Consider the following 21,276-nt stretch of genomic DNA (forward strand, 5'->3'; position numbering starts at 1 on the left):
CGACATCGTGCTGGAGATGGACGAGATCAACGACGATTTCCCGTCCACCGACGTGGCCATCGTGATCGGCTCCAACGACATCGTGAACCCGGCCGCCCAGGAGGACCCCAACTCGCCGATCGCCGGCATGCCGGTTCTGGAGTGCTGGAAGGCAAAACAGGTCTTCGTCTCCAAACGCGGCCAGGGCACCGGCTACTCCGGCATCGAGAACCCCCTGTTCTTCAAGGAGAACACCCGCATGTTCTACGGTGATGCAAAACAGAGCCTCGACACGCTGCTGACCGCAGTCAGCTGACCTCTCATCAAGACAAAGGAACCCGACATGGACACCAACCCCAAGCGTGCCAACGCCATGGGCGCCTATTGGATGCCCTTCACCGCCAACCGGCATTTCAAGCAGAACCCGCGCATGATCGCGGGTGCGGAAGGCATGTATTACACCACCACCGAGGGCAAGAAGGTGCTGGATGGCACCGCGGGCCTGTGGTGCGTGAACGCGGGCCACGCCGCGCCGCGCATCACCGAGGCGGTAAAGAACCAGATGACGGAGCTGGACTATGCGCCGGCCTTCCAGATGGGCCACCCCAAGGCGTTCGAGCTGGCGAACCGGCTGGCGGAACTGGCACCGGGTGATCTGAACCACGTGTTCTTCACCAACTCCGGCTCGGAATCGGTGGAAACCGCGCTGAAGATCGCGCTGGCCTATCACAAGGCCAGGGGCAATGCCTCCCGCACCCGGCTGATCGGCCGCGAGAAGGGCTACCACGGGGTGAACTTTGGCGGCATCGCGGTGGGCGGCATCGTCAACAACCGCCGCCACTTCGGCAGCCTGTTGACCGGCGTTGACCACCTGCGCCACACCCATGACCTTGAGCGCAACGCCTACAGCCAGGGCGAGGCCGAGCATGGCGTCGAGCTGGCCGAGGATCTGGTGCGTTTGATCGAGTTGCACGGCGCCGAGACCATCGCCGCGGTGATCGTCGAGCCGATGGCGGGCTCCGCCGGGGTGATCCTGCCGCCCAAGGGCTATCTGAAACGCCTGCGCGAGATTACCCGCGAGCACGGAATCCTGCTGATCTTTGACGAGGTGATCACCGCCTATGGCCGTCTCGGCCGGGCCTTTGGTGCGGATTATTATGGTGTCGAGCCGGACATGATCACCACCGCCAAGGGTCTGACCAACGGGGTGATCCCGATGGGCGCGGTGATGATCAGCAGCGAAATCCACGATGCCTTCATGACCGGCCCGGAGCACATGATCGAGCTGTTCCATGGCTACACCTACTCCGGCAACCCGGTGGCTTGCGCGGCGGCGCTGGCGGCGCTCGACACCTACCGCGAGGAGGAGCTGTTCGAGCGCGCCGCCTCGCTGGAGGGCTATTGGGCCGAGGCGATGTTCAGCCTGAAGGGCCTGCCGCATGTGAAGGACATCCGCTGCGCGGGCCTGGTCGGCGCGGTGGAGCTGGAGCCGGTGGCGGACATGCCCACCAAGCGCGCCTTGGACGTCTACCTCAGGGCCTGGGACAAGGGGGCGCATCTGCGCACCACCGGCGACATCATCGCCATGTCGCCGCCGCTGATCATCGAAAAGCAGGAAATCGACGAGCTGGTCGGCATCCTCGCCGAATCGCTCATCGCCTAAAAACCTGCCCCTGCCGTGCGGCCCATGGGCGCGCGGGGCAGGGGCGAACAGGGAGAAAGACATGAAAGACGTGCAAAGCAACGCCCGCATCAACGGCAGCCGCCTGTGGGATTCGCTGATGGAAATGGCACAGGTTGGCCCCGGCCTGCGCGGCGGCTGCAATCGCCAGACGCTGACCGACGAGGACAAGCAGGGCCGCGATCTGTTCAAGCGCTGGTGCGAAGAGGCCGGGATGACCGTCGGCGTCGACAGCATGGGCAACATGTTTGCCCGCCTTGAAGGCGCGGAACCCGATGTGGATCCGGTGATGATGGGCAGCCATCTGGACACCCAGCCGACGGGGGGCAAATACGACGGCGTGCTGGGCGTGCTGGCGGGGCTCGAGGTCGTGCGCTCGATCCGCGATCTGGGCATCACCCCGCGCCGCCCCATCGTGGTGGTGAACTGGACCAACGAGGAGGGCACCCGCTTTGCGCCCGCGATGCTGTCCTCCGGCGTTTTTGCCGGTGTGCACACGCAGGACTGGGCCTACGCGCGCGAAGATGCCGAGGGCAAAAAATTCGGCGAGGAGCTGGCCCGCATCGGTTACGTGGGCGATGAGCCCGTGGGGCAGCGCAAGATGCACGCGATGTTCGAGCTGCACATCGAGCAGGGCCCGATTCTGGAGGCCGAGGGTAAGGTCATCGGCGTCGTCACCCACGGTCAGGGGCTGAACTGGCTGCAGGTGACGCTGACCGGGCAAGAGGCGCACACCGGCTCCACCCCGATGCCAATGCGCCGCAACGCAGGTCTGGGCGCTGCGCGGATCACCGACCTCGTGCATGAGATCGCGATGAGCCACCAGCCCGATGCGGTCGGTGCCGTGGGTCACTGCGACTATTATCCCAACAGCCGCAACATCGTGCCGGGCAAGGTGGTCTTCACCATCGACTTCCGCTCGCCCAGTTTCGATACGCAAGCGGACATGGAGCGCCGCCTGCGCGAAGGTGCCGCGAAAATCGCCGAGGAGCTGGAGCTGGGGCTCGAGATCGAGCAGGTCGGCCATTTCGACCCCGTCACTTTTGACGAGGGCTGCGTCGCTGCCGTGCGCCGGGCCGCGGAAAAGCTCGGCTATTCGCACCGCAACATCATCTCCGGCGCGGGCCACGATGCCTGCTGGATCAACAAGGTGGCCCCGACCGCGATGGTGATGTGCCCCTGCGTTGACGGGCTCAGCCACAACGAAGACGAGGAAATCAGCCGCGAATGGGCGGCGGCGGGCACCGACGTGCTGCTGCACGCCGTTCTTGAAACCGCAGAAATCGTGGAGTGACAGCCATGACACAACGAACCGTGATCAAGGGCGGCACCATCGTCGCCGCCGACCGCAGCTATGAAGCCGATGTCGCCATCGAGGCGGGCAAGATCGTCCAGATCGGCGCAGGCCTGAGCGGCGACAAGGTGCTCGACGCCACCGGCTGCTACGTCATGCCCGGCGGCATCGACCCGCATGTGCATCTGGAAATGCCCTTCATGGGCACCCATTCGGCGGATGATTTCGAATCCGGCACCCGCGCGGGCCTGGCGGGCGGCACCACCATGGTGGTGGATTTCTGCCTGCCGAGCCCCGGTCAGTCGATGCTGGAGGCGCTGGAGACCTGGCACGCCAAGTCGAAACGTGCCTGCGCCGATTATTCCTTCCACATGGCGGTGACCTGGTGGAGCGAGCAGGTCTTCAACGAGATGCAGCAGGTGGTCGACCTCGGCATCAACTCCTTCAAGCATTTCATGGCTTACAAGGGTGCCTTGATGGTGGAGGATGACGAGCTGTTCGACAGCTTCCGCCGCTGCGCCGCCCTCGGCGCGCTGCCGATGGTGCATGCGGAAAACGGCGACGTGGTGGCCACCATGCAGCAGAAGCTGCTGGCCGACGGCATCCGTGGTCCCGAGGGCCACGGCCTCTCGCGCCCGCCGGAGGTCGAGGGCGAAGCCACCAACCGCGCCATCATGATCGCCGATATGGCGGGCGTGCCGCTCTACGTGGTGCATACCTCCTGCGAACAGGCGCATGAGGCGATCCGCCGGGCGCGCCAGAAGGGCATGCGTGTCTTTGGCGAGCCGCTGATCCAGCACCTGGTGCTGGATGAAAGCGAATACCGCAACCCCAATTGGGACCATGCCGCGCAGCGGGTGATGTCGCCGCCGTTCCGTGACAAATCCCATCAGGACAGTCTCTGGGCCGGTCTTCAGGCGGGCTCCTTGCAGGTGGTCGCGACCGACCACTGCGCCTTCACCGTGGACCAGAAACGCACCGGCATCGACGATTTCACCAAGATCCCCAACGGCACCGGCGGTCTCGAAGACCGCATGCCGGTCTTGTGGACCGAAGGCGTCAACACTGGCCGACTGACCCCGAACGAGTTCGTCGCCGTCACCTCCACCAACATCGCCAAGATCCTCAACATCTACCCGCAGAAGGGCGCGATCGTGGAAGGCTCCGACGCCGACCTGGTGGTCTGGGAGCCCAAGAAATCCAAGGTGATCTCGCCCGAGACCCAGCAGTCGGTGGTGGAATACAACGTCTTTGCGGGCCGCGAGGTCACCGGCCTGCCGCGCTACACCCTCAGCCGGGGTGAGGTCGCGGTGGACGACGGCAAGGTCTGCGCCACACCGGGCCACGGGCGCTTTGTCGAACGCGCCCCCTTCCCGGAGGTGAACAAGGCGCTGTCGAAATGGAAAGAGCTGACCGCCCCGCGGCAGGTCCAGCGCTCGGCGGAAAACATGCCCGCCTGCGTCTGATCGAGGTTCCCCGGTGCAAGCCGGGGAATTTTCACATCTGGCGGACCCCGCGACAACAAGAAGGGGCCGTCGCAAGCCAAATAACAGGGAGAACTGATAATGGCTGATATAACAAGCGGATACACCGCCTCCGGCGCCCAATCGGCGCAGCAGGTTGATCTGGCTGGGATCGACCCGGAGCTGTTCAACGAGGACCAGCTGCCCACCACCGCAGAGCAGCGGACCTGGGACTGGCTGGCGATTGCCGCTCTCTGGGTCGGCATGGTGGTCTGCATCCCGACCTACCTCTTGGCCTCCTACCTGATCGGCTCGGGCATGAGCTGGGATCAGGCGGTGCTGACCATCCTGGCCGCAAATGCCATCGTGCTGATCCCGATGGTGCTGGTCGGCCACGCGGGCACCAAATACGGCATCCCCTTCCCGGTGCTCTTGCGCTCCTCCTTCGGCCCCACCGGTGCAAAGATCCCCGCCGTCGCGCGCGGCATCGTCGCCTGTGGCTGGTTCGGCATCCAGACCTGGGTTGGCGGCTCGGCGATCTTCGTGATCCTCAACACCCTCACCGGCGGCGCGCTGGCGGGAGAGCCGCTGGCCATCCTCGGCATCAGCGCGGGTGAGTTCATCTGTTTCCTCGCCTTCTGGGGTCTGCACCTCTACTTCATCAAGAACGGCACCGAGTCGATCCGCTGGCTGGAAACCTATGCGGCCCCGTTCCTGCTGGCGATGGGTCTGGCGCTGCTGGGCTGGGCCTATGTCAACGCGGGCGGCTTCGGCGAGATGCTGTCGACCCCCAGCGCCTTTGATCCCGGCCAGCCGCAGGAAGGCCAGTTCTGGAAAGTGTTCTGGCCCAGCCTCACCGGCATGATCGGCTTCTGGGCAACGCTGGCGCTGAACATCCCCGACTTCACCCGCCACGCACGCAGCCAGAAGGACCAGTTCCTCGGCCAGATGGTCGGCCTGCCGATCCCGATGGCGCTGTTTGCCTTCATCGCCTCCGCCGTGACCTCGGCCACCGTGGTGATCTTCGGCGAGGCGATCTGGGACCCGATCCAGCTCTCCGAGAAGATGGGCGGCCTGTCGGTGATCATCGCCCTGTTCGCGCTGATCGTGGCAACGCTGACCACCAACCTCGCGGCCAATGTGGTGGCGCCGGCACATGGTTTCGCCAACCTCGCGCCCAGCAAGATCAACCTCAAGCGTGGCGGCTACATCACCGCGGGCATCGGCATCGCCATGTTCCCCTGGGTGCTGGTCAACCACATCGTCGGCTGGCTGATCGCCTATTCGGCGCTGCTGGGGCCGATCGCGGGCGTGATGCTGGCGGACTACTACCTCCTGCGCAAGACCAAGCTGGAAGTCGCTGACCTGTTCAAGATGGACGGCATCTACTCGGGCACGAACGGCACCAACTGGGCCGGTGTCTGGGCGCTGGTGATCGGCATCCTGCCGAACCTGCCGGGCTTCCTTGCCGGTGTCGGCCTCACCGCGGGCACCTCGGATTTCTTCGCCACGATCTATACCTATGCGTGGTTCGTGGGCCTCTTCGTGGCCGGTGCCGCCTACCTGGTGCTGTCGAAGATCCTCAACAAGTGAAACTCGGCCCCGGAGCGGAATACCCGCTCCGGGGCGTGCTGCAGACATCAAACTGAAAGAATGCCCAATGCCCAAAGCCTATTGGATTGCCCATGTCACCGTGACCAACCCGGCCCCCTACAAGCTCTATGCCGAAGGCGCGACGGAGGCGTTCAAAAAGTTCGGCGCCCGCGTGCTGGCCCGCGGCGGCGCCTGCGAGCAGATGGAGGGCGACGGCCATCTGCGCAATGTTGTCATCGAGTTCGACTCGATGGAGGCGGCGCTTAGCTGCTACAATTCGCCGGAATACCAGGCGGCGAAAAACCACCGCCTTGGCGCCGGAATTGCCAATATCGTGATTGTGGAAGGCGCCCAAGCCTGACTGTGCCCTCCTGCAAGAAAGGTCGTTTAATTGGGCCAACTGCGAATCCTTTTGTTAAACTGCAGAAGGGAAGTTCGCGCAGGCGCAACGAGAGCGCTATTCGGCAGCGTTCAGGGCAAAGTGGCGCTTGAGGGCTTTGTTAGTTCCAGCATCCCCAATGACATGATCCCGGCCAATTCCCCAACAGGTTCAAGCTGATGGCCGCCGAGCGCATCAGCGTCCTGAACCACCCGCACATCTGAAATCAAGGCCCGCTGCGGCGCAGCGGCCTTGGGAAAGCAGTGTCTCAACCGAGCCATCTGCGCGCCGGTCAGCAAAAGCAGGTTGCTCATCACGCCTCCTGGAGTTCAGGAGCTTGAAACAGCCCGGAGCGGCAACTGCACCCAAATCAATGGGTCTAGGCCTAGTCAAAACCGGGGGCTTTCCCGGGATCACATCAATCCCTGAACAGGGCTAATTTAGTAACGCGGACTCAAAGGGGAGCACGTTACTGAGGCCAGGGTCATCCCCGGCGCAACAGGTAGATATCCATGATCCAGCCGTGCACGGCCCGCGCCGCTGCGCGCGTATTGATGATCTGGCCGGCTACATCCGCCAGAGAACCAGAAATGGAGATCTGGTTTTCCATTCCTGCGTAGGCGGTCCAGTAGATTTCTACACCTTCCGGCTCGATGGACTGGAACGAGCATTCCCCGTCCAGCATGATCACGAGTGTATCGGCGCTATCCGGCCAGCCGTTCTCGCGCAGCCGGCGGCCGGTGGTGATGGTGAAGGGGGCGCCGATTTCGTTGACCGGGATGGCATGCGCCGCGGTCAGCGCCTGGATTGAGGTGATGCCGGGGATCACTGTCAGACTGATCTCGGCGATCTGTTTCAACCGCTCGGCAATCCGCATGGTGCTGTCGTAAAGCGACGGATCGCCCCAGACCAGAAACCCGGCCTTGCCGCCCTCCGGCAGGCCGGCGCTTAAATTTTGCCACCATATTTCGGCGATCGCGTCGTGCCAGTCGTCCACCCGCTTGCGGTAGCTCTTAATGGCCTCGTCACGGACGGGCAGCGAAAATTCAACAATCCTTGGGCCATTGCCTTCAATCACCCGGTTGCAGATCTCGCGCCGCAGGCCTGCCAGGTCGTCCTTGCCCGAGCCCTTGTTTGGGATCAGGATCAGGTCCTGCGCGTTCAAAGCGCCGATTGCCTGCAGCGTCATGTGCTGCGGGTTGCCGGTGCCGATACCGATCAGGGAAAGCTCAATCATGACAGTGTCTTCCTCGATGGCCCGCTCATGCGCCGGGCAGGTCCCGGTCCGCCAGCGGCCCGTACAGGATCAGCACCGGCGCCTTGGTTTCCATCGCGCGCAGCACTGATGGCAGCTCCCCCACATTGTGGCAGAACAGTTTCTGCTGCGGCGTGGAAACTCCCAGGGCGACCAAGGCGTGCGTATCTGCGGGCAGGCCCGCTTCCATCAGCTTCTCCGCCAGCGCGGCAAAAGTGCTCTTGCCCATATAGACCACGGTGGTCGCGTGCGGGTCGGCCAGCGCTGCCATGTTCAGGTCGTCGGGCAGACCGCCGGTCACGTCATGGCCGGTGATGAATTGCAGCCGGCGCGCAGTGAGCCGCCGGGTCAGCGGGATATTTGCTGCCGCTGCCGCCGCGGAGGCCGCGGTGACGCCGGGCACGATCTCAAACCCGATACCGGCCTCGCGCAGAGCGGTCATTTCTTCCTCCAGCCGTCCGAAGACGCCGGAATCGCCGGATTTCAGCCGCACAACCTTCAGGCCGCTCTGGGCGTAATCCACCAGCAGCTGGCTCACATGGTCCTGCTTGGGCGAGGGGCGGCCGGCCCGTTTGCCGACGCCCACCAGATCGGCATCTGCGCGCGCATGGCTCAGGATTGGACCGGAGGATAGATCGTCGAACAGCACCGCATCCGCCGCTTCCAGCCGCTTCACCGCCTTGACGGTCAGCAATTCCGGGTCGCCGGGGCCGGAGGACACAAAGCTCACAAAACCGCTCATGCGCTTTCTCCGGTGATCAGGTGGAAGAAGGTGCCGGTCACATGGCCCTTGATGGAACCAGTCTCGGGCACCGGGCCGCCGTCTGCATCCATGACATTGGCCAGGGGCGCGTCGGGTTCTTCCAGAATGGTGGAATAGTGGAACTCATGCCCGCGCAAAGCCGTGCCCGCGCAAAAGCCGGGCATGCCTGCCTGCAGCACCGCGCGGCGGTAGCCCAGGTGGAACTTGCGCTTCTCGTAGGAGGTCACAAGACCGAGCAGGCCCAGCATCGCATGCCGGGTGCCTTCCTTGTCGATCAGCGCCTCGCCCAGGGCCATGTAGCCGCCGCATTCGCCGTGCACCGGTTTGGTTTCGGCATGTTTGCGCACGCCCGTGCGGAAGGTCTCCGCCGCGGCCAGCGTGCCGCCATGCAGTTCCGGATAGCCGCCGGGCAGCCAGACCAGATCGGCATCCGCCGCCGGAGCCTCATCCGCCAGCGGCGAGAACGGCAGGATTTCAGCGCCGGCCGCCCGCCAGCCGGTCAGCAGATGCGGGTAGGTGAAGGAAAACGCCGCATCGCGCGCCAGCGCAATCCGTTGCGCGGGCGGTTTGGGCAGGCTTGCTGCTGCCGGCGCCTTACCGGCCAGTGCTGCCGCCTTGATCGCTTCCAGGTCCACATGCTCGCGCAGGAATGCGGCATAGCCTGCGATGGCGGCTTCCAGATCGGGATGCTCCACAGCCTGAATGAGACCCAGATGCCGCTCCGGCAGGGTCAGGTCGCCGCGGCGGGGCAGGGAGCCCAGCACCTTGATGCCTGCCTTCTCCATCCCCAGCCGGGTCAGCCGTTCATGCCGCGGGCTGGCCACGCGGTTCAGGATCACCCCGGCAAAGGGCAGCTCCGGATCGTAATTCTTGAACCCCAGTGCCGTGGCCGCCGCCGACTGCGCCTGGCCGCCCACATCGACAACCAGCACCACCGGCCAGCCCATGCGCTTGGCGGTTTCGGCGGAGGACCCGAAGCCCGATTGCCCGCGCGTTGCCACGCCGTCATACAGCCCCATGGACCCTTCGCCGATGCAGATTTCCGCGCCTTCCGACTGGCTGGTGACCGCATCCAGCAGCGCGCCGTCCATCGCCCAGGTGTCCAGATTGAAACTGGGGCGTTTGGCAGCGGCCAAGTGAAAGGCCGGGTCGATATAATCCGGCCCGCTCTTGTAGGGTTGCACGGTGAGGCCGTCCTCGGCCAGTGCCCGCAGAAGGCCCAGCATCACGGTGGTCTTGCCGGTGCCCGAGGAGGGCGCCGAGATCATCAGTCCGGGAGGGTTCAAGTTTGTCATGGCCTCAATCGTCCCCGTGATTCCAGCTCGACCAGGGGCTGTCGGCGCTTTGCGGCCGGTAGCGGCGGTCGTAGTCAGTGGAATAAAGGCAGCTTTCGTCGAAGCCCTCGCCCTTCAGCACCGGTCCTACCAGGATCAGCGCGGTGCGGGAGATTTTCTCGTCCAGCGAGGCCTTCAGGGTCTCCAGGGTGGCGCGGATGATCTGCTGGTCCGGCCAGCTGGCGCGGTAGACCACGGCCACCGGGCAGTCCGCACCGTAATGCGGGGTGAGGCTGTCCACTACATGGTCCAGGTTGCCGATCGACAGGTGGATGGCCAGCGTGGTGCCGGTACGCGCAAAGTTCTCCAGCGACTCGCCTTCGGGCATCGAGGACGCGCGGCCCGGGGTCCGCGTCAGCACCACCGACTGGCCCAGCCCGGGCAGGGTCAGCTCGGTCCCCAGCGCCGCTGCCGCAGCAGCAAAGGACGGCACACCGGGGGTGACGCTCACCGGGATGCCCTCGGCCTTCAGGCGGCGGATCTGCTCGCCCATCGCCGACCACACCGACAGGTCGCCGGAATGCAGCCGCGCCACGTCCTGGCCCGCCTCATGCGCCGCCTTGATCTCTGCCACGATCGCGTCCAGATCCATCGCCGCGGTGTTCACGATCTTCGCGTCCGTTGGGCAGTGGCTCAGGATTTCTTCCGGCACCAAGGAGCCCGCGTAGAGGCACACCGGGGAGGCGGCGATGATGTCGCGCCCGCGCAGGGTCAGAAGGTCGGCAGCGCCCGGTCCGGCGCCAATGAAGTGAACGGTCATGGCTCAAGTCTTTCTGCTATGGCCGCGGTGGCAAGCCCATCCGCGGTGACAACTCTGGGGGCCAGAAGGCGCGCCTTGGCACCCGCTGCCCCATGGCGCGCTCCGGCCAGCGCCGCGGCTTCCGCCAGCGAACCGGTGCCGAACCGCGCCTTGATCCGGGGTGAGCAGGTGAGGGTCTGCTCCCCGGCAATATCCTGATTTTCAAGCGCAATCACCGGCAGGCCGATGCTGCGCGCAAACTCCTGCATAGCAGGGGCTGCGGCCTTTTCGGCGACGGACGCCAGCGCGTCCACATGCTCGCCTGCCAGCGCCAGCGCGGCTTGCAGGTCGGCTGCCGTTGCAGCGCTGCGAAATCCGAGGCCCGCCACCTTCATCGCGTGACGCTCCACTGAATTACGGGCCGCGCCCGGCGCCAGTCGCGCATGGAGCCCAAGGGCCCGGCTTCGGCAATCTCCGCTTTCAGCAGATGCCCGCCGCGCGCGGCATGGGCCTGCATCAGCAGGGTTTCGGTCTCCAGGGTGACGCCATTGGCAACCAGCCGGGTGCCTTCGGGCAGCACCTCCCACAGGTGGTCCAGCAGTTCCTGCGACCCGCCGCCGCCGATGAACACGCAGTCGGGCAGGGGCTGGCCCTCCAGCACTTGCGGTGCCTTGCCCAGCACTGCATTCATCCGGTGATCCAGCCCGAAGGCGGTCGCATTGGCGCGGATGTTCTCCAGCCGGCTCTCGCGCGGTTCGAAGGTGATGGCCCGTGCGCCGGAGGCCGCGAGGCACCATTCCACCGAAACCGAGCCGGAGCCGCCGCCGATATCCCACAGCAGCTCGCCCGCACGAGGCGCAAGGGCCGACAGTGTCAGCGCCCGGATCGGCCGCTTGGTGATCTGCCCGTCACTGGCAAAGAGATCATCCGCGAGGCCGGAGGCTTGCGGCAGGCCCTTGTGGCCTGCGGCCTCAACGGCCACCGCCACAGGGGCCTGAATGTCCTGCATATCAAACCCTTCGGCAGTGGCAGAACGCACTTTCTGGTGCGGCCCGCCCAGGCATTCCATCACGGTCAAAGCGGAAGCGCCAAAGCCATCCGCGGCCAGCCATTCCGCCAGCTCCGCAGGCGCGGCTCCGTCCCGCATGGTGCAAATCACGCGCGTCCCGGCCCCGAGCAAGGGCCGCAACCGCGCATAAGGCGCCGCGTGCAGGCCGAGGCACAGAACCTCTTCCAGCTTCCAGGCCAGATTGTTGGCCGCCAGCGCAAATGTGGACGGAACCGGGTAAGAGACCCACTCGCCATCTTCCAGGTGCCGCGCCAGCGAGCCTCCGGCGCCGTGCCAGAAGGGATCACCGGAGGCCAGAACGGCGACTTTGCGCCCGCGCGCCGCCAGCACCGGCGCGATGGAAAACGGCACCGGCCAGGGATGGCCCTTGCTGCCTGCGCCTGTCAGTTCCAGATGCCGCGGGCCGCCGAATATTGCCTCGGCCTCCGCCAGCGCCTTCCGGCTTGCATCGCTCAGGCCTTCCAGTCCATTTTCGCCCAGACCGATTATCGTAAGCCACGGATCAGACATGACTCGCATCCTTCTCCTGGGCGGCACCACTGAAGCCTCGACGCTGGCCAGGACCCTGGCTGACGCGGGCATGGATGCGGTGTTTTCCTACGCGGGCCGCACCGCCACCCCCGTCAGCCAGCCGCTGCCCACCCGCGTTGGCGGCTTTGGCGGCGTGGAAGGACTGGCGGCATACCTGCAGGCCGAGAACATCACCCATGTGGTTGACGCAACCCACCCGTTCGCGGCGCAGATGAGCACCAACTCGGTGCACGCCTGCGAAGCGGCGGGTGTACCGCTCTGCGCCTTTGAACGCCCGGCCTGGCAGGCGGGGGAGGGCGACCGGTGGGTTCACGCAGGCAGCATCGAAGGCGCGGTAAACGCTTTGCCGGACGCCCCCGCACGGGTGTTCCTGGCGATCGGAAAGCAGAACCTTGCACAGTTCGCCGCCAAGCCCCAGCACCACTACCTGCTGCGGCTGGTAGACGCGCCGGAGGCGGACTTGCCGCTGCCGAACACAACGGTCGAAATCGCCCGCGGGCCGTTTGACGTTGCGGGCGACACCGCGCTGATGCAGCGCCATGGTATCACCCATGTGGTGGCCAAGAACGCAGGTGGCGCTGGTGCTGCGGCCAAGCTCACTGCCGCGTGCACGCTTGGCTTGCCGGTCGTCATGATCGGCAGACCTGAGGTGCCCGAGCGGCCAGTCCTGGGCCGCGTGGCAGAAGTGATGGCCTGGTTGTCGCATCCCGCAGATTAACCCTCAGCCGCGTAGCGGGGCGTGTAGACGTAATTGCCAACGCGCCGGGTGTCGCGGTTGCCGACAATCACCACGGTGCGCATATCGGCCATCTCGGGCGTGGCCTCCTTCAGCGGCACCGTCAGCAGCTCCTGCCCGGGCTTGGTCACGTCGCGGGCAAAGGTGATCAGGGTGTCCGCGCCGCAGGCATCGCGCAGGATGTCCAGCGCGCGGGCAAACTGATGCGGCCGTGACTTGGAGCGGGGGTTGTAAAACGCCATCGCCAGCCCGGCCTCGCCGACCAGCTGAAGGCGCTTCTCGATCAGGCTCCAGGGCTTCAGGTTGTCGCTGAGGTTGATGGCAGCAAAGTCATGTCCCAGCGGCGCACCGATGGCAGCAGCGGCTGCGAGCATCGCGGTGATGCCGGGCAGCACCTTGATGTCCAGAGCCAGCCAATCGGGGTGGCTTTCCGCGTTGTTCTCCAGCGCCTCGAACACGGCGGAGGCCATGGCAAAGACACCCGGATCGCCGGAGGAGACCACGACCACGCGCTTGCCCCCGGCAGCCATCTCCAGCGCATGAGTGGCACGGTCCACTTCAACCCGGTTGTCGGTGGCGTGCAGGGTCAGGCCCTCGCGCGGTTCGATGCGTTTGACATAAGGAATATAGCCAACGATATCCGTGGCTTGCCCGATGGCATCGCGCACTTCCTGGGTCACCAGCGCCTCATTGCCGGGGCCAAGCCCCGCAATCACCACCCAGCCGTTTTGCGATACATTCATGGCCGGCGTCCCTGCCCGTGGATCAGCACGATGGAAAAATACGGCACCTCGCCGTCGATCTCAGTCAGTTTCTGAACCGTTTGCCGGGGCATGGTGCCGCGCTCGACCAGCCAGGCGTCTTCCAGCCGTCCGGCGCGTTCCAGCGCGCGCAGAAGTTTCGGCAGGTTGCGGCCGATCTTCATCACCACCAGCGCGTCCGTATTGGCGGCGCGGGCGGCCAATTCATCCTCGCTGAGGGTGGCCATGGCGACCGTCAGCACATCATCGCCCCATGTGATCGGCTGGCCGGAGGCATGCCAGCAGCCGGACATGCCGGTGATGCCGGGCACGATCTCCTGTTGGGCGCGGCCCTGCAGGCGGGTGTAGAGATGCATGTAGGAGCCGTAGAAGAAAGGGTCGCCCTCGCAGAGCACCACCACATCTTCGCTTTGGGCGATTTCCGCCAGCGTGTTGGCCCAGCGTTCATAAAACTCTGCAAGGATCCGGTTGTATTCGGGATCCGACAAAGGAATTTCGGTTGTGACCGGATACTCCATTGCGTGCTCGGTCACGCCCTCGGCCAGCATGCCTTCAACGATCGAGCGGGCCTGGCCTTTGCGGCCGGCCTTGCGGAAATAAGCGACATGGCGTGCGTTTGTGATCAGCCGGTGCGAGCGAACGCTCATCAGGTCGGGATCTCCTGGGCCAAGCCCAGCGCAGATGACTTTACCCATGGGTTACTCTTTCCAGCTCGCCAGCGCGTTGACCGCAGCCACGGTGATGGCGGAGCCGCCAAGGCGGCCCTTCACGATCATCGACGGCACGGGGAGGTCTTCCATCAGCGCTTCCTTGGATTCCATCGCGCCGACAAAGCCTACCGGGCAGCCGATAATGGCGGCGGCGCGGGGGCAGGACGGGTCCTTCAGCATGTTCAGCAGGTGGAACAGCGCGGTGGGCGCGTTGCCAATGGCAACCACAGCGCCTTCCAGTTTCGGGCGCCACAGCTCCAGCGCGGCGGCGGAACGGGTGTTGGACATTTCCTTGGCAAGCTCCGGCACCTTCGGGTCGCGCAGGGTGCAGATCACCTCGTTGTCCGCAGGCAGGCGCGGGCGTGTTATGCCCTCGGAAACCATGTAGGCATCACAGAGGATCGGGGCGCCCTTGGCCAGCGCCGCGCGGGCGGTTTCGGCCATGCCCTCGGAAAAGCGCACGTGCTCCTCCAGGCCCACCATGCCGGCGGCGTGGATCATGCGGACGACGACGCTTTCCTCGTCCTTGTTGAAGCGCGCCAGGTCGGCTTCGCGGCGGATGGTGGCAAAACTCTCGGCGTAGATCGCGGCGCCGTCGGTTTCATAGGTGTGGAGCATGTCAGCTGCCCTCTGTCAGAAGTTCGGGAGCGGCGCGCAACGCGTCGGCGCTCAGGTGGGTCTTTAGCGGCTGATCCGCGGCAGTGCCATTGCGGATCAGGGAGAATTCGTCTTTGGCCGTCGCGGTCAGGGTCAGCGGTGCGGCGCCCGGGCAGGCGCAGCCCTTGGTGCAGCCGGATATATGCAAGCGGGTTCCCGCGGGGACATGCGGCGCCAATTGCCTTGCCAGATCACGGGTGGCGGAAAGCGCCTGCATGCAGCCGGGCGCCCCGGTGCAGGCGATGACTTGCAGGCGCGGATCCGTTGCTTCCAGGATCAGGCCGGGCAGGGGCGGCAGGCTCGCGGCACCTTCCACCAGCAGCGCGCGCCAGGGGGTGAGGCGGATGTCTCCGTAGACTGCCAGCTGCGCAAGCGTAGCGGCGGGCATCTGGCCGAACTCCAAGGCGGCAAGTGTCCCCGCGGAGGCAGGTCCAGGTTTTGCGGTGAAGCCAGTTTTTATTCTTGGGGTTGTGTGTCCCGCGGGTAGCGTGGTGCCTTTTGCAACATGCGGTTTCATCCGGCCGCGGCCATCGGTGACACCGCCGGTTTCAACGAACCAGCGGGCCAGCGCGAGGGCTTCGGGCACAGCGGATTCACGTGTGACGGTTTTGCCGGTCTCAGAACCGTCTGCCCGCAGGATCAGGCTGTCGCCGGACCGTTCGATGCGGATGTCGGCGGCGGTGTCTTGCAGCACCGGCGTTTCACCGCAATCCACTGCAAAGCCAAACTTTCCGGGCAGGGCCAGATCCGCGGCAGCAGTTAGCGCGGCACTGAGGTTCGCGGTGATGGCATGAGTGTCGTCGCCTTCGCTCCAGAATGGAGAAAGCAGGACATTGCGGCGGGCTTCGGCGTTTGCGTCCTTGTCGATCAGACCAAGGCCGCGCAGGCCTGCAATCAGGTCCTCATGCGCGTCTTCAAGGATACCGCGCATCTGCAGGTTGGCGCGGGCGGAGATATCCAGCAGGCCATTTCCAAATTCATCAGAAAGTCTTGCAACACCGCGCGCTTGGGCTGCGGACAGTTTGCCCAGCGGCGCGCGCACGCGCACCACCAGCCCGTCGCCGGACATCATCGGGCGCAGTGCGCCGGGGCACCAGCCGTAGACCTTGGGCTCGGCGGCAGCACTCATGCGGCGCCCTCCAGCTCTGCCATGATCGAGTTGCGGCGGGTGCTCCAAAGGCCTGCGTCAAACAGTGCGCGGAAGCGGTCGCGCATGGCGGCGAGCGCTTCGGGGTTTTCGCGCTCCATGAATTCGACCAGGTCGTCGCGGCCCAGGGTGGCCTCAAAATAGAGGTCGAACAGATGCGGCTGCACCACCTGCGCCAGATGCGCGAAGGCGGCCATGTGGTCGAGGGTGGCGGCGATCTCCGCCGCACCGCGGAAGCCGTGGTTCATCATCGAGGTGGCCCAGTCCGGATTGGCGGCGCGGGCGCGGGTGACGCGAGCGATTTCCTCGCCCAAACTGCGCGCCTGCGGCTTGTCGGGGCGGGTTGCGTCGAGGTGGTAGAGCGCGGGTGTGGTTTGGCCGATCCGCGCCATTGCGGCGGCAAAGCCGGCCTCATGCGCGGCATAGTCGGACGCGACCAGCAGGTCGGTTTCCGGCAAGTCCTGCAAGTGCACAAAACTGTCAGCACCCTGCAGGCGGGTTTCCAGCGCCCCGCGGGCGTCGCTGATCTCTCCTTTGGCGTCGATGGCGTGGGAGGAGGCATTGAGCCAAGCCTCGCCAGCCGCTTGCCGTGCGTCGTCTGTGTAGTCGTCCAGATGCGGGTTCATCGACAAGCCGTACTGGCCCGGCTTGGGACCGAAGACGCGCGGGGTCTCGGTGAGATACGGGTTGTCGGCCTGCGCCTCCTCGCGGCCCGCGAGGGCGGCAGCGGCAGTTTCGAACATCTGGGCAAGGCCGGGAAAGACATCGCGGAACAGGCCGGACACCCGCAGGGTCACGTCGATGCGCGGGCGGTTCAGCATTGAGAGCGGCAGCACCTCGAAACCGGAGACGCGCTCGGAGCCTTCGTCCCATTTCGGTGCCAGGCCTGCGAGGTGCAGCGCCATCGCGAACTCCTCGCCCGCGGTGCGCATGGTGGCGGAGCCCCAGAGATCGATCACCAGCCCCTTGGGCCAGTCGCCGTGGTCCTGAAGATGGCGGCGCAGCAGCTCTTCCGCCAGTTTGACCCCTTGCGCATGCGCCGCCCGAGACGGCACCGCCCGCGGATCGGTGGTAAAGAGGTTGCGCCCGGTGGGGATCACATCGGCGCGGCCGCGGAAGGGCGAGCCAGAGGGGCCCGGGGTGACGATCTTGCCGTCCAGCGCGGCGATCAGCCCGGCGCGTTCCTCTGCCCCGCATTGGCCGGTGCCGAAGATATGCAGGCCCTCGCCGTACTGGCTTTCCTTGATGTCGCAGACAAAGGCGTCGATGCGGGTGATCGCCTCCGCCGGGGAGGTGTCGGGGGTGAGGCCGAGGTCGGCCTCCACACCGGTTCCCTGCGCTTCGGCGCGGATGTCGCCGATCAGCCGGTCGCGGCGGGCGGGATCAAGGCCGTCGGCAGTGGAATATTCATCCAGCAGGCTTTCAAGCCGCGCCATGCCCTCGGGCAGGTTTGTCTGCGCCAGCGGAGGGGGTAGGTGGCCGATGGTGACGGCACCGATGCGGCGCTTGGCCTGGGCGGCCTCGCCGGGATCGTTGACGATGAACGGATAGGCGACGGGCAGCGGGCCGGTCAGCACCTCTGGCCAGCAGGCGGCGGAAAGCGCGACCGCTTTGCCCGGCAGCCACTCCAGCGTGCCGTGGGCGCCGATGTGGACAAGGGCGTCGGTTTGGCTGCGCAGCCACAGATAAAATGCCACATAGGCATGGCGCGGCGTGCGGTCGAGGTCGTGGTAGTCATCGACGCGGGTTTTCACTTCGCCGCGTTCGGGCTGCAGCGCGATCAGGGCGTTGCATGCGCGCAAGGCCTTGAAGTGAAAGGCTTCATCACGGCAATCCGGGTCTTGTTCCGGGGCGCCCCAGGCCTGGGTCAGGGTGTCCTGAAGGTCTTGCGGCAGGGTGGCGAGGGCCTGGCGGTAGTCCTTCAGCGGGACGCTGAGTGTTTCTTCCATCAGCCGCAGGCCGGTGTTTTTCAGCGCCTCGACAGCGTAGCCCTGGGCCGCCAGTTCGCGCAGGATTTCGTCGCAGGAAGCAAGCGCGTCGAGGCCGACGGCATGGGCGAGATTGTGGTCGCGGCCGGGATAGGTGGAGAGGATCAGGGCGAGGCGTTTCTCGGCATTCGGCAGCTTGGCGAGGCGCAGCCAGCCCTCGACGCGGTCGATGGCGGCCTTGATGCGGTCCGCGTCGGCGCGGTGGGCGAAGCGGGAATACTGAAGGTCCGGGTCTTTCTTTCCCGGCGATTTGAAGCTGACGACGCCTGCGAAGATGCGGCCGTCAACCTCGGGCAGGACGACGTGCATGGCGAGGTCGGCAGGCGAGAGGCCGCGGTCGGCCTCGGCCCAGTCTTTCTTGCGCGCGGTGGAGAGGGCGACCTGGAACACCGGGCAGCCGGTGGCGGAGAGCGGCGAGGCGTTGCCGTCGGTGCCTTGGGCAGAAAAGGCGGTGGCGTTGATGATGGCGCCAGGGTTCAGCCCAGGGAGTATTTCACGCAGCCAGTTGGCTGCAGAAGGGGCTTTGAGGCTGGCGGCAAAGACGCCGTAGGCGGCATAGCCGCGGGCGCGCAGCTCTTCGATCAGAGTATCGACCGGGGCGGTGTCGGCAGCGGTGAGGTAGGAGCGGTAGAAGCTCACCAGAACCAGCGGTTTGTCCTGCGGCGGCAGGTCGGCCAGAACGCCCTTGGCCGGGTCGTAGAAGCCGTGTTCGGGAGTGGTTTTGAGGCCGATCACGGGTCCTGCGTAGAGGCCGGCGGCGAGGGAGAGTTGGGCCAGCGCGGCCTGGGCTGCCACCGCTCCGCCGGCGTCGCACAGGGATTGCAGGCGGCGCAGGGTGGAGACGGGCAGGGTCGAGAGCTCATCCAGCCGCGCATCCTCGCGCCCGTCGGCGGGCAGGACCGCCAGCGCAATCCCCTTGCGGCGGGCGAGGTCCTGCAGGGTGGCAAGTCCGTACGACCAGTAGCTTTCACCGCCGATCAGGCGGACCAGGACGCCCTTGGCGCCCTCAAGCGTCTGTTCCGCGTAGACGTCGACCGAGAGCGGGTGCTTCAGAGCAACCAGATTGGCGAGACGCAACGAAGGCAGTTTACCGTCGGCGCGGTGCCAGCCCGCCGCGAAGGCGCCGAGATCGCTGTCGGAGAAGGACAGCACCACAAGGTCCGCAGGCGTTTGCCCGAGGTCCTGCGGGGTGTCGGTCTCGTCAAGGCCGTGGCTTTCGCGGAAGACGACGTGCATGGATCAGGCTCCCTGCCTGCATTTCTGATTGGAAACGGGGAGGGCAGCGCCCGGCCCGGCGGGGCAGGAAGCGAAGCGCCCGCCACGTGGGGGGCGGGACGGGCGCTGCCCGGCCTTCGGCCAGGCGGTGCCGTCAAAAATCTGACACTTCGCTAACATGGAATTACGCCCCTAGCTCGGCGCGGATGGCCTGTTCGTCGATGTCGTCATGCTCGGCAATGACGACTAGGGCAGTCTTGCGCGGCTGTGCGCCCCAGGGTTGATCGTACTGGGCGCGCAGGCGCTCGCCCACGGCCTGAACCAGCATCCGCATCGGTTTTCCCTCCACCGCGACATAGCCTTTGACGCGCAGGATGTTGCGCTCGCGGGCGAGTTTCACGATGGCATTCTGCAGCGCTTCCGGGTCGGAGACTTCGCCCATTTCGACAACGATGCTTTCAAAATCGTCATGCTCGTGGTCGTGATGGCCGTCGTGGTGGCTGGGGCGGGCCTCCAGGTCGTCCTCGGCGGCGGCGCCCAGGCCCAGGATGATGCGCGGGTCGATGACGCCCTCGCTCATCGGCAGGATCGGCAGCTTGCGCGGCGCCTCGGCCTCGATCACCGCGCGGGCCTTCTCGACGCCTGCGTCGCCGGCCAGGTCGGCCTTGGACAGAAGCACAATGTCGGCGCAGGAGATCTGGTCCTCGAACACCTCGGACAGCGGGGTTTCGTGGTCGATGCTGTCATCCGCCTCGCGCTGGGCCTGAACCGCGTCCAGGTCGGGCGCGAACTGGCCCTTGGCAACCGCCTCGGCATCGGCCAGGGCAATCACGCCGTCGACGGTGATACGGGAGCGGATCGCGGGCCAGTCGAAAGCCTTCAGGAGCGGCTTGGGCAGCGCCAGGCCGGAGGTTTCGATCACGATGTGATCGGGTTTTTCAGGCAGGTCCATCAGCTGTTCGATGGTAGGGATGAAATCATCGGCCACAGTGCAGCAGATGCAGCCGTTGGCCAGCTCCATGATGTTCTCCGCCGGGCAGTTTTCATCGGCGCAGGACTTCAGGATGTCGCCGTCCACACCGGCGGTGCCGAACTCATTCACCACCACCGCCAGGCGCTTGCCCTGCGGGTTCTGCATCAGGTGGCGGATCAGGGTGGTCTTGCCCGCTCCGAGGAAGCCGGTGATGACGGTGACGGGGATCTTGTTGAGGTCGCTCATGTTTACTCCTCGGAGAAGAACTTGGCCGGCGGGATGCGGGCAACGGATTGCTTGCGGAAGGTCTGCGGGCGTTCGCGCCAGGGCACAACGCCGTCGGCGGTAGCGGCGTAAGCCGCGGCGCCTTCAAGGATTTCGGGGACATGCTGGTCCGGGTCGAGATCGCCGTAGACATAGGTCCAGCGCTCCGCGCCGCCGACCAGCGCCACGGCGCAGCCGCGCTTGCAGGAGGACAGGCATTCGACGCCGCGCAGGCGAACGCCTTCGGGCATTCCGGCCTCTTCCAGTGCGGCGTGCAGGATAGCGCCGGGGCGTGCAGCCTCGGGGTCGGCGCCCTCGCGGCGGCAGGTGAGGCAAACGGTCAGCGTGACCGGTCCCTGGGTGCTGGCAGTCTTGCCTGCCATATCGTCAGCCATCAGCGCGTCTCCTGTCGCGGCAGGGCTTGCGGGATGGCCAGAAAGGAACTGTGTCGTGCCAGTCCCTCACCCGGTTGCAGAACACCCCGTCTGCCCGTTGATCTCGTCGTCGCTGGCAGGTCTCCCGGCTTGCGGATGCCAAGGCGCTCAGGCCTTGCCGGCCATCCTGCCTTCCCGGGCTCTCTCCCAGTGGCATGGCGGCCTCATCCGGTCACGGTCGCGGGGGCGGCTGTACTTCGGCCTCGGATGGCCTTCACATTCCCTCTTCGCCTGTTTTCACAGGAACCAGCGGAACCCCCTTGCGCTATGGCGGGCTTCTTTGTCAAGACATGGGGTCAAACAGCTGGAGA

21 protein-coding genes and 1 riboswitch are annotated in these 21,276 nt (G+C 65.7%); of the genes, 7 read left to right on the forward strand and 14 right to left on the reverse strand.

Going from position 1 to position 21,276, the window contains the following annotated elements; all coding sequences use genetic code 11:
* The 6 genes from GKC28_RS17270 to GKC28_RS17295 form a co-directional block, all read left to right on the forward strand.
* Window positions 1–295 (forward strand): NAD(P)(+) transhydrogenase (Re/Si-specific) subunit beta (locus tag GKC28_RS17270; RefSeq protein ID WP_174148242.1); only part of this gene is annotated, 295 nt, incomplete at its 5' end.
* Between the two features lie 27 nt (window positions 296–322).
* Entirely contained in the window at window positions 323–1,642 is a 1,320-nt protein-coding gene (locus GKC28_RS17275) for an aspartate aminotransferase family protein (protein ID WP_174148243.1), read from the forward strand.
* 61 nt (window positions 1,643–1,703) lie between these two features.
* The gene (locus GKC28_RS17280) at window positions 1,704–2,954 is read left to right on the forward strand and encodes a Zn-dependent hydrolase (RefSeq protein ID WP_174148244.1); all 1,251 of its coding nucleotides are present in this window, start codon (window positions 1,704–1,706) and stop codon (window positions 2,952–2,954) included.
* Between the two features lie 5 nt (window positions 2,955–2,959).
* Window positions 2,960–4,420 (forward strand): dihydropyrimidinase, encoded by a 1,461-nt coding sequence (hydA, locus tag GKC28_RS17285; protein WP_174148245.1) that lies wholly within the window; start codon window positions 2,960–2,962, stop codon window positions 4,418–4,420.
* Window positions 4,421–4,519: 99 nt separating this feature from the next.
* Window positions 4,520–6,010 carry an NCS1 family nucleobase:cation symporter-1 gene (locus tag GKC28_RS17290; RefSeq protein WP_174148246.1) on the forward strand — a complete coding sequence of 497 codons (1,491 nt, stop codon included), beginning with the start codon at window positions 4,520–4,522 and terminating at the stop codon, window positions 6,008–6,010.
* Window positions 6,011–6,077: 67 nt separating this feature from the next.
* Window positions 6,078–6,371, forward strand: coding sequence for a DUF1330 domain-containing protein (locus GKC28_RS17295; protein WP_174148247.1), 294 nt, complete (start codon window positions 6,078–6,080; stop codon window positions 6,369–6,371).
* Between the two features lie 110 nt (window positions 6,372–6,481).
* Here the strand turns inward: GKC28_RS17295 and GKC28_RS17300 are convergent, their stop codons facing one another.
* From GKC28_RS17300 to cbiE, 7 genes are all read right to left on the reverse strand, one after another.
* Window positions 6,482–6,703, reverse strand: coding sequence for a hypothetical protein (locus GKC28_RS17300; protein ID WP_174148248.1), 222 nt, complete (start codon window positions 6,701–6,703; stop codon window positions 6,482–6,484).
* 170 nt (window positions 6,704–6,873) lie between these two features.
* The gene (gene cobF / locus GKC28_RS17305) at window positions 6,874–7,626 is read right to left on the reverse strand and encodes a precorrin-6A synthase (deacetylating) (RefSeq protein ID WP_174148249.1); all 753 of its coding nucleotides are present in this window, start codon (window positions 7,624–7,626) and stop codon (window positions 6,874–6,876) included.
* 25 nt (window positions 7,627–7,651) lie between these two features.
* Window positions 7,652–8,386: a uroporphyrinogen-III C-methyltransferase gene (gene cobA / locus GKC28_RS17310; RefSeq protein ID WP_174148250.1), complete on the reverse strand. Its 735-nt coding sequence runs from the start codon at window positions 8,384–8,386 to the stop codon at window positions 7,652–7,654.
* A complete protein-coding gene (locus GKC28_RS17315; protein ID WP_174148251.1) occupies window positions 8,383–9,702 on the reverse strand; it encodes a cobyrinate a,c-diamide synthase in 1,320 nt (439 codons plus the stop codon). The genes cobA and GKC28_RS17315 overlap by 4 nt, the downstream gene beginning before the upstream one ends.
* Window positions 9,703–9,706: 4 nt before the next feature.
* On the reverse strand, window positions 9,707–10,501 hold the full coding sequence (gene cobM, locus GKC28_RS17320; protein WP_174148252.1) for a precorrin-4 C(11)-methyltransferase: 795 nt from the start codon (window positions 10,499–10,501) through the stop codon (window positions 9,707–9,709).
* Window positions 10,498–10,875, reverse strand: a complete 378-nt coding sequence (locus tag GKC28_RS17325; protein ID WP_174148253.1) for a cobalamin biosynthesis protein — start codon at window positions 10,873–10,875, stop codon at window positions 10,498–10,500. The genes cobM and GKC28_RS17325 overlap by 4 nt, the downstream gene beginning before the upstream one ends.
* Window positions 10,872–12,059 carry a precorrin-6y C5,15-methyltransferase (decarboxylating) subunit CbiE gene (gene cbiE / locus GKC28_RS17330; protein WP_174148254.1) on the reverse strand — a complete coding sequence of 396 codons (1,188 nt, stop codon included), beginning with the start codon at window positions 12,057–12,059 and terminating at the stop codon, window positions 10,872–10,874. Before cbiE ends, GKC28_RS17325 begins: the two co-directional genes overlap by 4 nt.
* Between cbiE and GKC28_RS17335 the strand changes: the two genes are divergently transcribed.
* Complete coding sequence (locus GKC28_RS17335; protein WP_174148255.1) at window positions 12,058–12,798, forward strand: cobalt-precorrin-6A reductase; 741 nt, start codon at window positions 12,058–12,060, stop codon at window positions 12,796–12,798. The genes cbiE and GKC28_RS17335 overlap by 2 nt on opposite strands.
* Here GKC28_RS17335 and cobJ read toward each other — a convergent pair.
* From cobJ to GKC28_RS17370, 7 genes are all read right to left on the reverse strand, one after another.
* Window positions 12,795–13,559: a precorrin-3B C(17)-methyltransferase gene (cobJ, locus tag GKC28_RS17340; protein WP_174148256.1), complete on the reverse strand. Its 765-nt coding sequence runs from the start codon at window positions 13,557–13,559 to the stop codon at window positions 12,795–12,797. The two genes, GKC28_RS17335 and cobJ, sit on opposite strands and share 4 nt — an antisense overlap.
* Entirely contained in the window at window positions 13,556–14,272 is a 717-nt protein-coding gene (gene cobI / locus GKC28_RS17345) for a precorrin-2 C(20)-methyltransferase (RefSeq protein ID WP_174148257.1), read from the reverse strand. The genes cobJ and cobI overlap by 4 nt, the downstream gene beginning before the upstream one ends.
* 3 nt (window positions 14,273–14,275) lie before the next feature.
* Window positions 14,276–14,905 carry a precorrin-8X methylmutase gene (locus tag GKC28_RS17350; protein ID WP_174148258.1) on the reverse strand — a complete coding sequence of 210 codons (630 nt, stop codon included), beginning with the start codon at window positions 14,903–14,905 and terminating at the stop codon, window positions 14,276–14,278.
* Window position 14,906: 1 nt separating this feature from the next.
* Window positions 14,907–16,073 (reverse strand): precorrin-3B synthase, encoded by a 1,167-nt coding sequence (gene cobG / locus GKC28_RS17355; protein WP_174148259.1) that lies wholly within the window; start codon window positions 16,071–16,073, stop codon window positions 14,907–14,909.
* Complete coding sequence (cobN, locus tag GKC28_RS17360; RefSeq protein ID WP_174148260.1) at window positions 16,070–19,315, reverse strand: cobaltochelatase subunit CobN; 3,246 nt, start codon at window positions 19,313–19,315, stop codon at window positions 16,070–16,072. Before cobN ends, cobG begins: the two co-directional genes overlap by 4 nt.
* Window positions 19,316–19,478: 163 nt before the next feature.
* Window positions 19,479–20,513 carry a cobalamin biosynthesis protein CobW gene (gene cobW, locus GKC28_RS17365; RefSeq protein WP_174148261.1) on the reverse strand — a complete coding sequence of 345 codons (1,035 nt, stop codon included), beginning with the start codon at window positions 20,511–20,513 and terminating at the stop codon, window positions 19,479–19,481.
* Window positions 20,514–20,515: 2 nt separating this feature from the next.
* The gene (locus tag GKC28_RS17370; protein ID WP_174148262.1) at window positions 20,516–20,926 is read right to left on the reverse strand and encodes a DUF1636 domain-containing protein; all 411 of its coding nucleotides are present in this window, start codon (window positions 20,924–20,926) and stop codon (window positions 20,516–20,518) included.
* A gap of 96 nt (window positions 20,927–21,022) precedes the next feature.
* A riboswitch (cobalamin riboswitch) is annotated at window positions 21,023–21,231 on the reverse strand.
* Window positions 21,232–21,276: the final 45 nt, after the last annotated feature.

Source organism: Leisingera sp. ANG59 (genome assembly GCF_013317235.1).
Lineage (GTDB): Bacteria > Pseudomonadota > Alphaproteobacteria > Rhodobacterales > Rhodobacteraceae > Leisingera.

What these genes read in the sequence shown, in the direction of transcription:
- cobF (WP_174148249.1), bottom strand. Translation starts at nt 7,626, where the DNA reads ATGATTGAGCTTTCCCTGATCGGTATCGGCACCGGCAACCCGCAGCAC.
- cobJ (WP_174148256.1), bottom strand. Translation starts at nt 13,559, where the DNA reads ATGAATGTATCGCAAAACGGCTGGGTGGTGATTGCGGGGCTTGGCCCC.
- GKC28_RS17300 (WP_174148248.1), bottom strand. Translation starts at nt 6,703, where the DNA reads ATGAGCAACCTGCTTTTGCTGACCGGCGCGCAGATGGCTCGGTTGAGA.
- GKC28_RS17295 (WP_174148247.1), top strand. Translation starts at nt 6,078, where the DNA reads ATGCCCAAAGCCTATTGGATTGCCCATGTCACCGTGACCAACCCGGCC.
- GKC28_RS17290 (WP_174148246.1), top strand. Translation starts at nt 4,520, where the DNA reads ATGGCTGATATAACAAGCGGATACACCGCCTCCGGCGCCCAATCGGCG.
- GKC28_RS17315 (WP_174148251.1), bottom strand. Translation starts at nt 9,702, where the DNA reads ATGACAAACTTGAACCCTCCCGGACTGATGATCTCGGCGCCCTCCTCG.
- GKC28_RS17325 (WP_174148253.1), bottom strand. Translation starts at nt 10,875, where the DNA reads ATGAAGGTGGCGGGCCTCGGATTTCGCAGCGCTGCAACGGCAGCCGAC.
- cobI (WP_174148257.1), bottom strand. Translation starts at nt 14,272, where the DNA reads ATGGGTAAAGTCATCTGCGCTGGGCTTGGCCCAGGAGATCCCGACCTG.
- GKC28_RS17280 (WP_174148244.1), top strand. Translation starts at nt 1,704, where the DNA reads ATGAAAGACGTGCAAAGCAACGCCCGCATCAACGGCAGCCGCCTGTGG.
- GKC28_RS17350 (WP_174148258.1), bottom strand. Translation starts at nt 14,905, where the DNA reads ATGCTCCACACCTATGAAACCGACGGCGCCGCGATCTACGCCGAGAGT.
- hydA (WP_174148245.1), top strand. Translation starts at nt 2,960, where the DNA reads ATGACACAACGAACCGTGATCAAGGGCGGCACCATCGTCGCCGCCGAC.
- cobA (WP_174148250.1), bottom strand. Translation starts at nt 8,386, where the DNA reads ATGAGCGGTTTTGTGAGCTTTGTGTCCTCCGGCCCCGGCGACCCGGAA.
- GKC28_RS17275 (WP_174148243.1), top strand. Translation starts at nt 323, where the DNA reads ATGGACACCAACCCCAAGCGTGCCAACGCCATGGGCGCCTATTGGATG.
- cobN (WP_174148260.1), bottom strand. Translation starts at nt 19,315, where the DNA reads ATGCACGTCGTCTTCCGCGAAAGCCACGGCCTTGACGAGACCGACACC.
- GKC28_RS17335 (WP_174148255.1), top strand. Translation starts at nt 12,058, where the DNA reads ATGACTCGCATCCTTCTCCTGGGCGGCACCACTGAAGCCTCGACGCTG.
- GKC28_RS17370 (WP_174148262.1), bottom strand. Translation starts at nt 20,926, where the DNA reads ATGGCTGACGATATGGCAGGCAAGACTGCCAGCACCCAGGGACCGGTC.
- cbiE (WP_174148254.1), bottom strand. Translation starts at nt 12,059, where the DNA reads ATGTCTGATCCGTGGCTTACGATAATCGGTCTGGGCGAAAATGGACTG.
- cobW (WP_174148261.1), bottom strand. Translation starts at nt 20,513, where the DNA reads ATGAGCGACCTCAACAAGATCCCCGTCACCGTCATCACCGGCTTCCTC.
- cobG (WP_174148259.1), bottom strand. Translation starts at nt 16,073, where the DNA reads ATGAGTGCTGCCGCCGAGCCCAAGGTCTACGGCTGGTGCCCCGGCGCA.
- cobM (WP_174148252.1), bottom strand. Translation starts at nt 10,501, where the DNA reads ATGACCGTTCACTTCATTGGCGCCGGACCGGGCGCTGCCGACCTTCTG.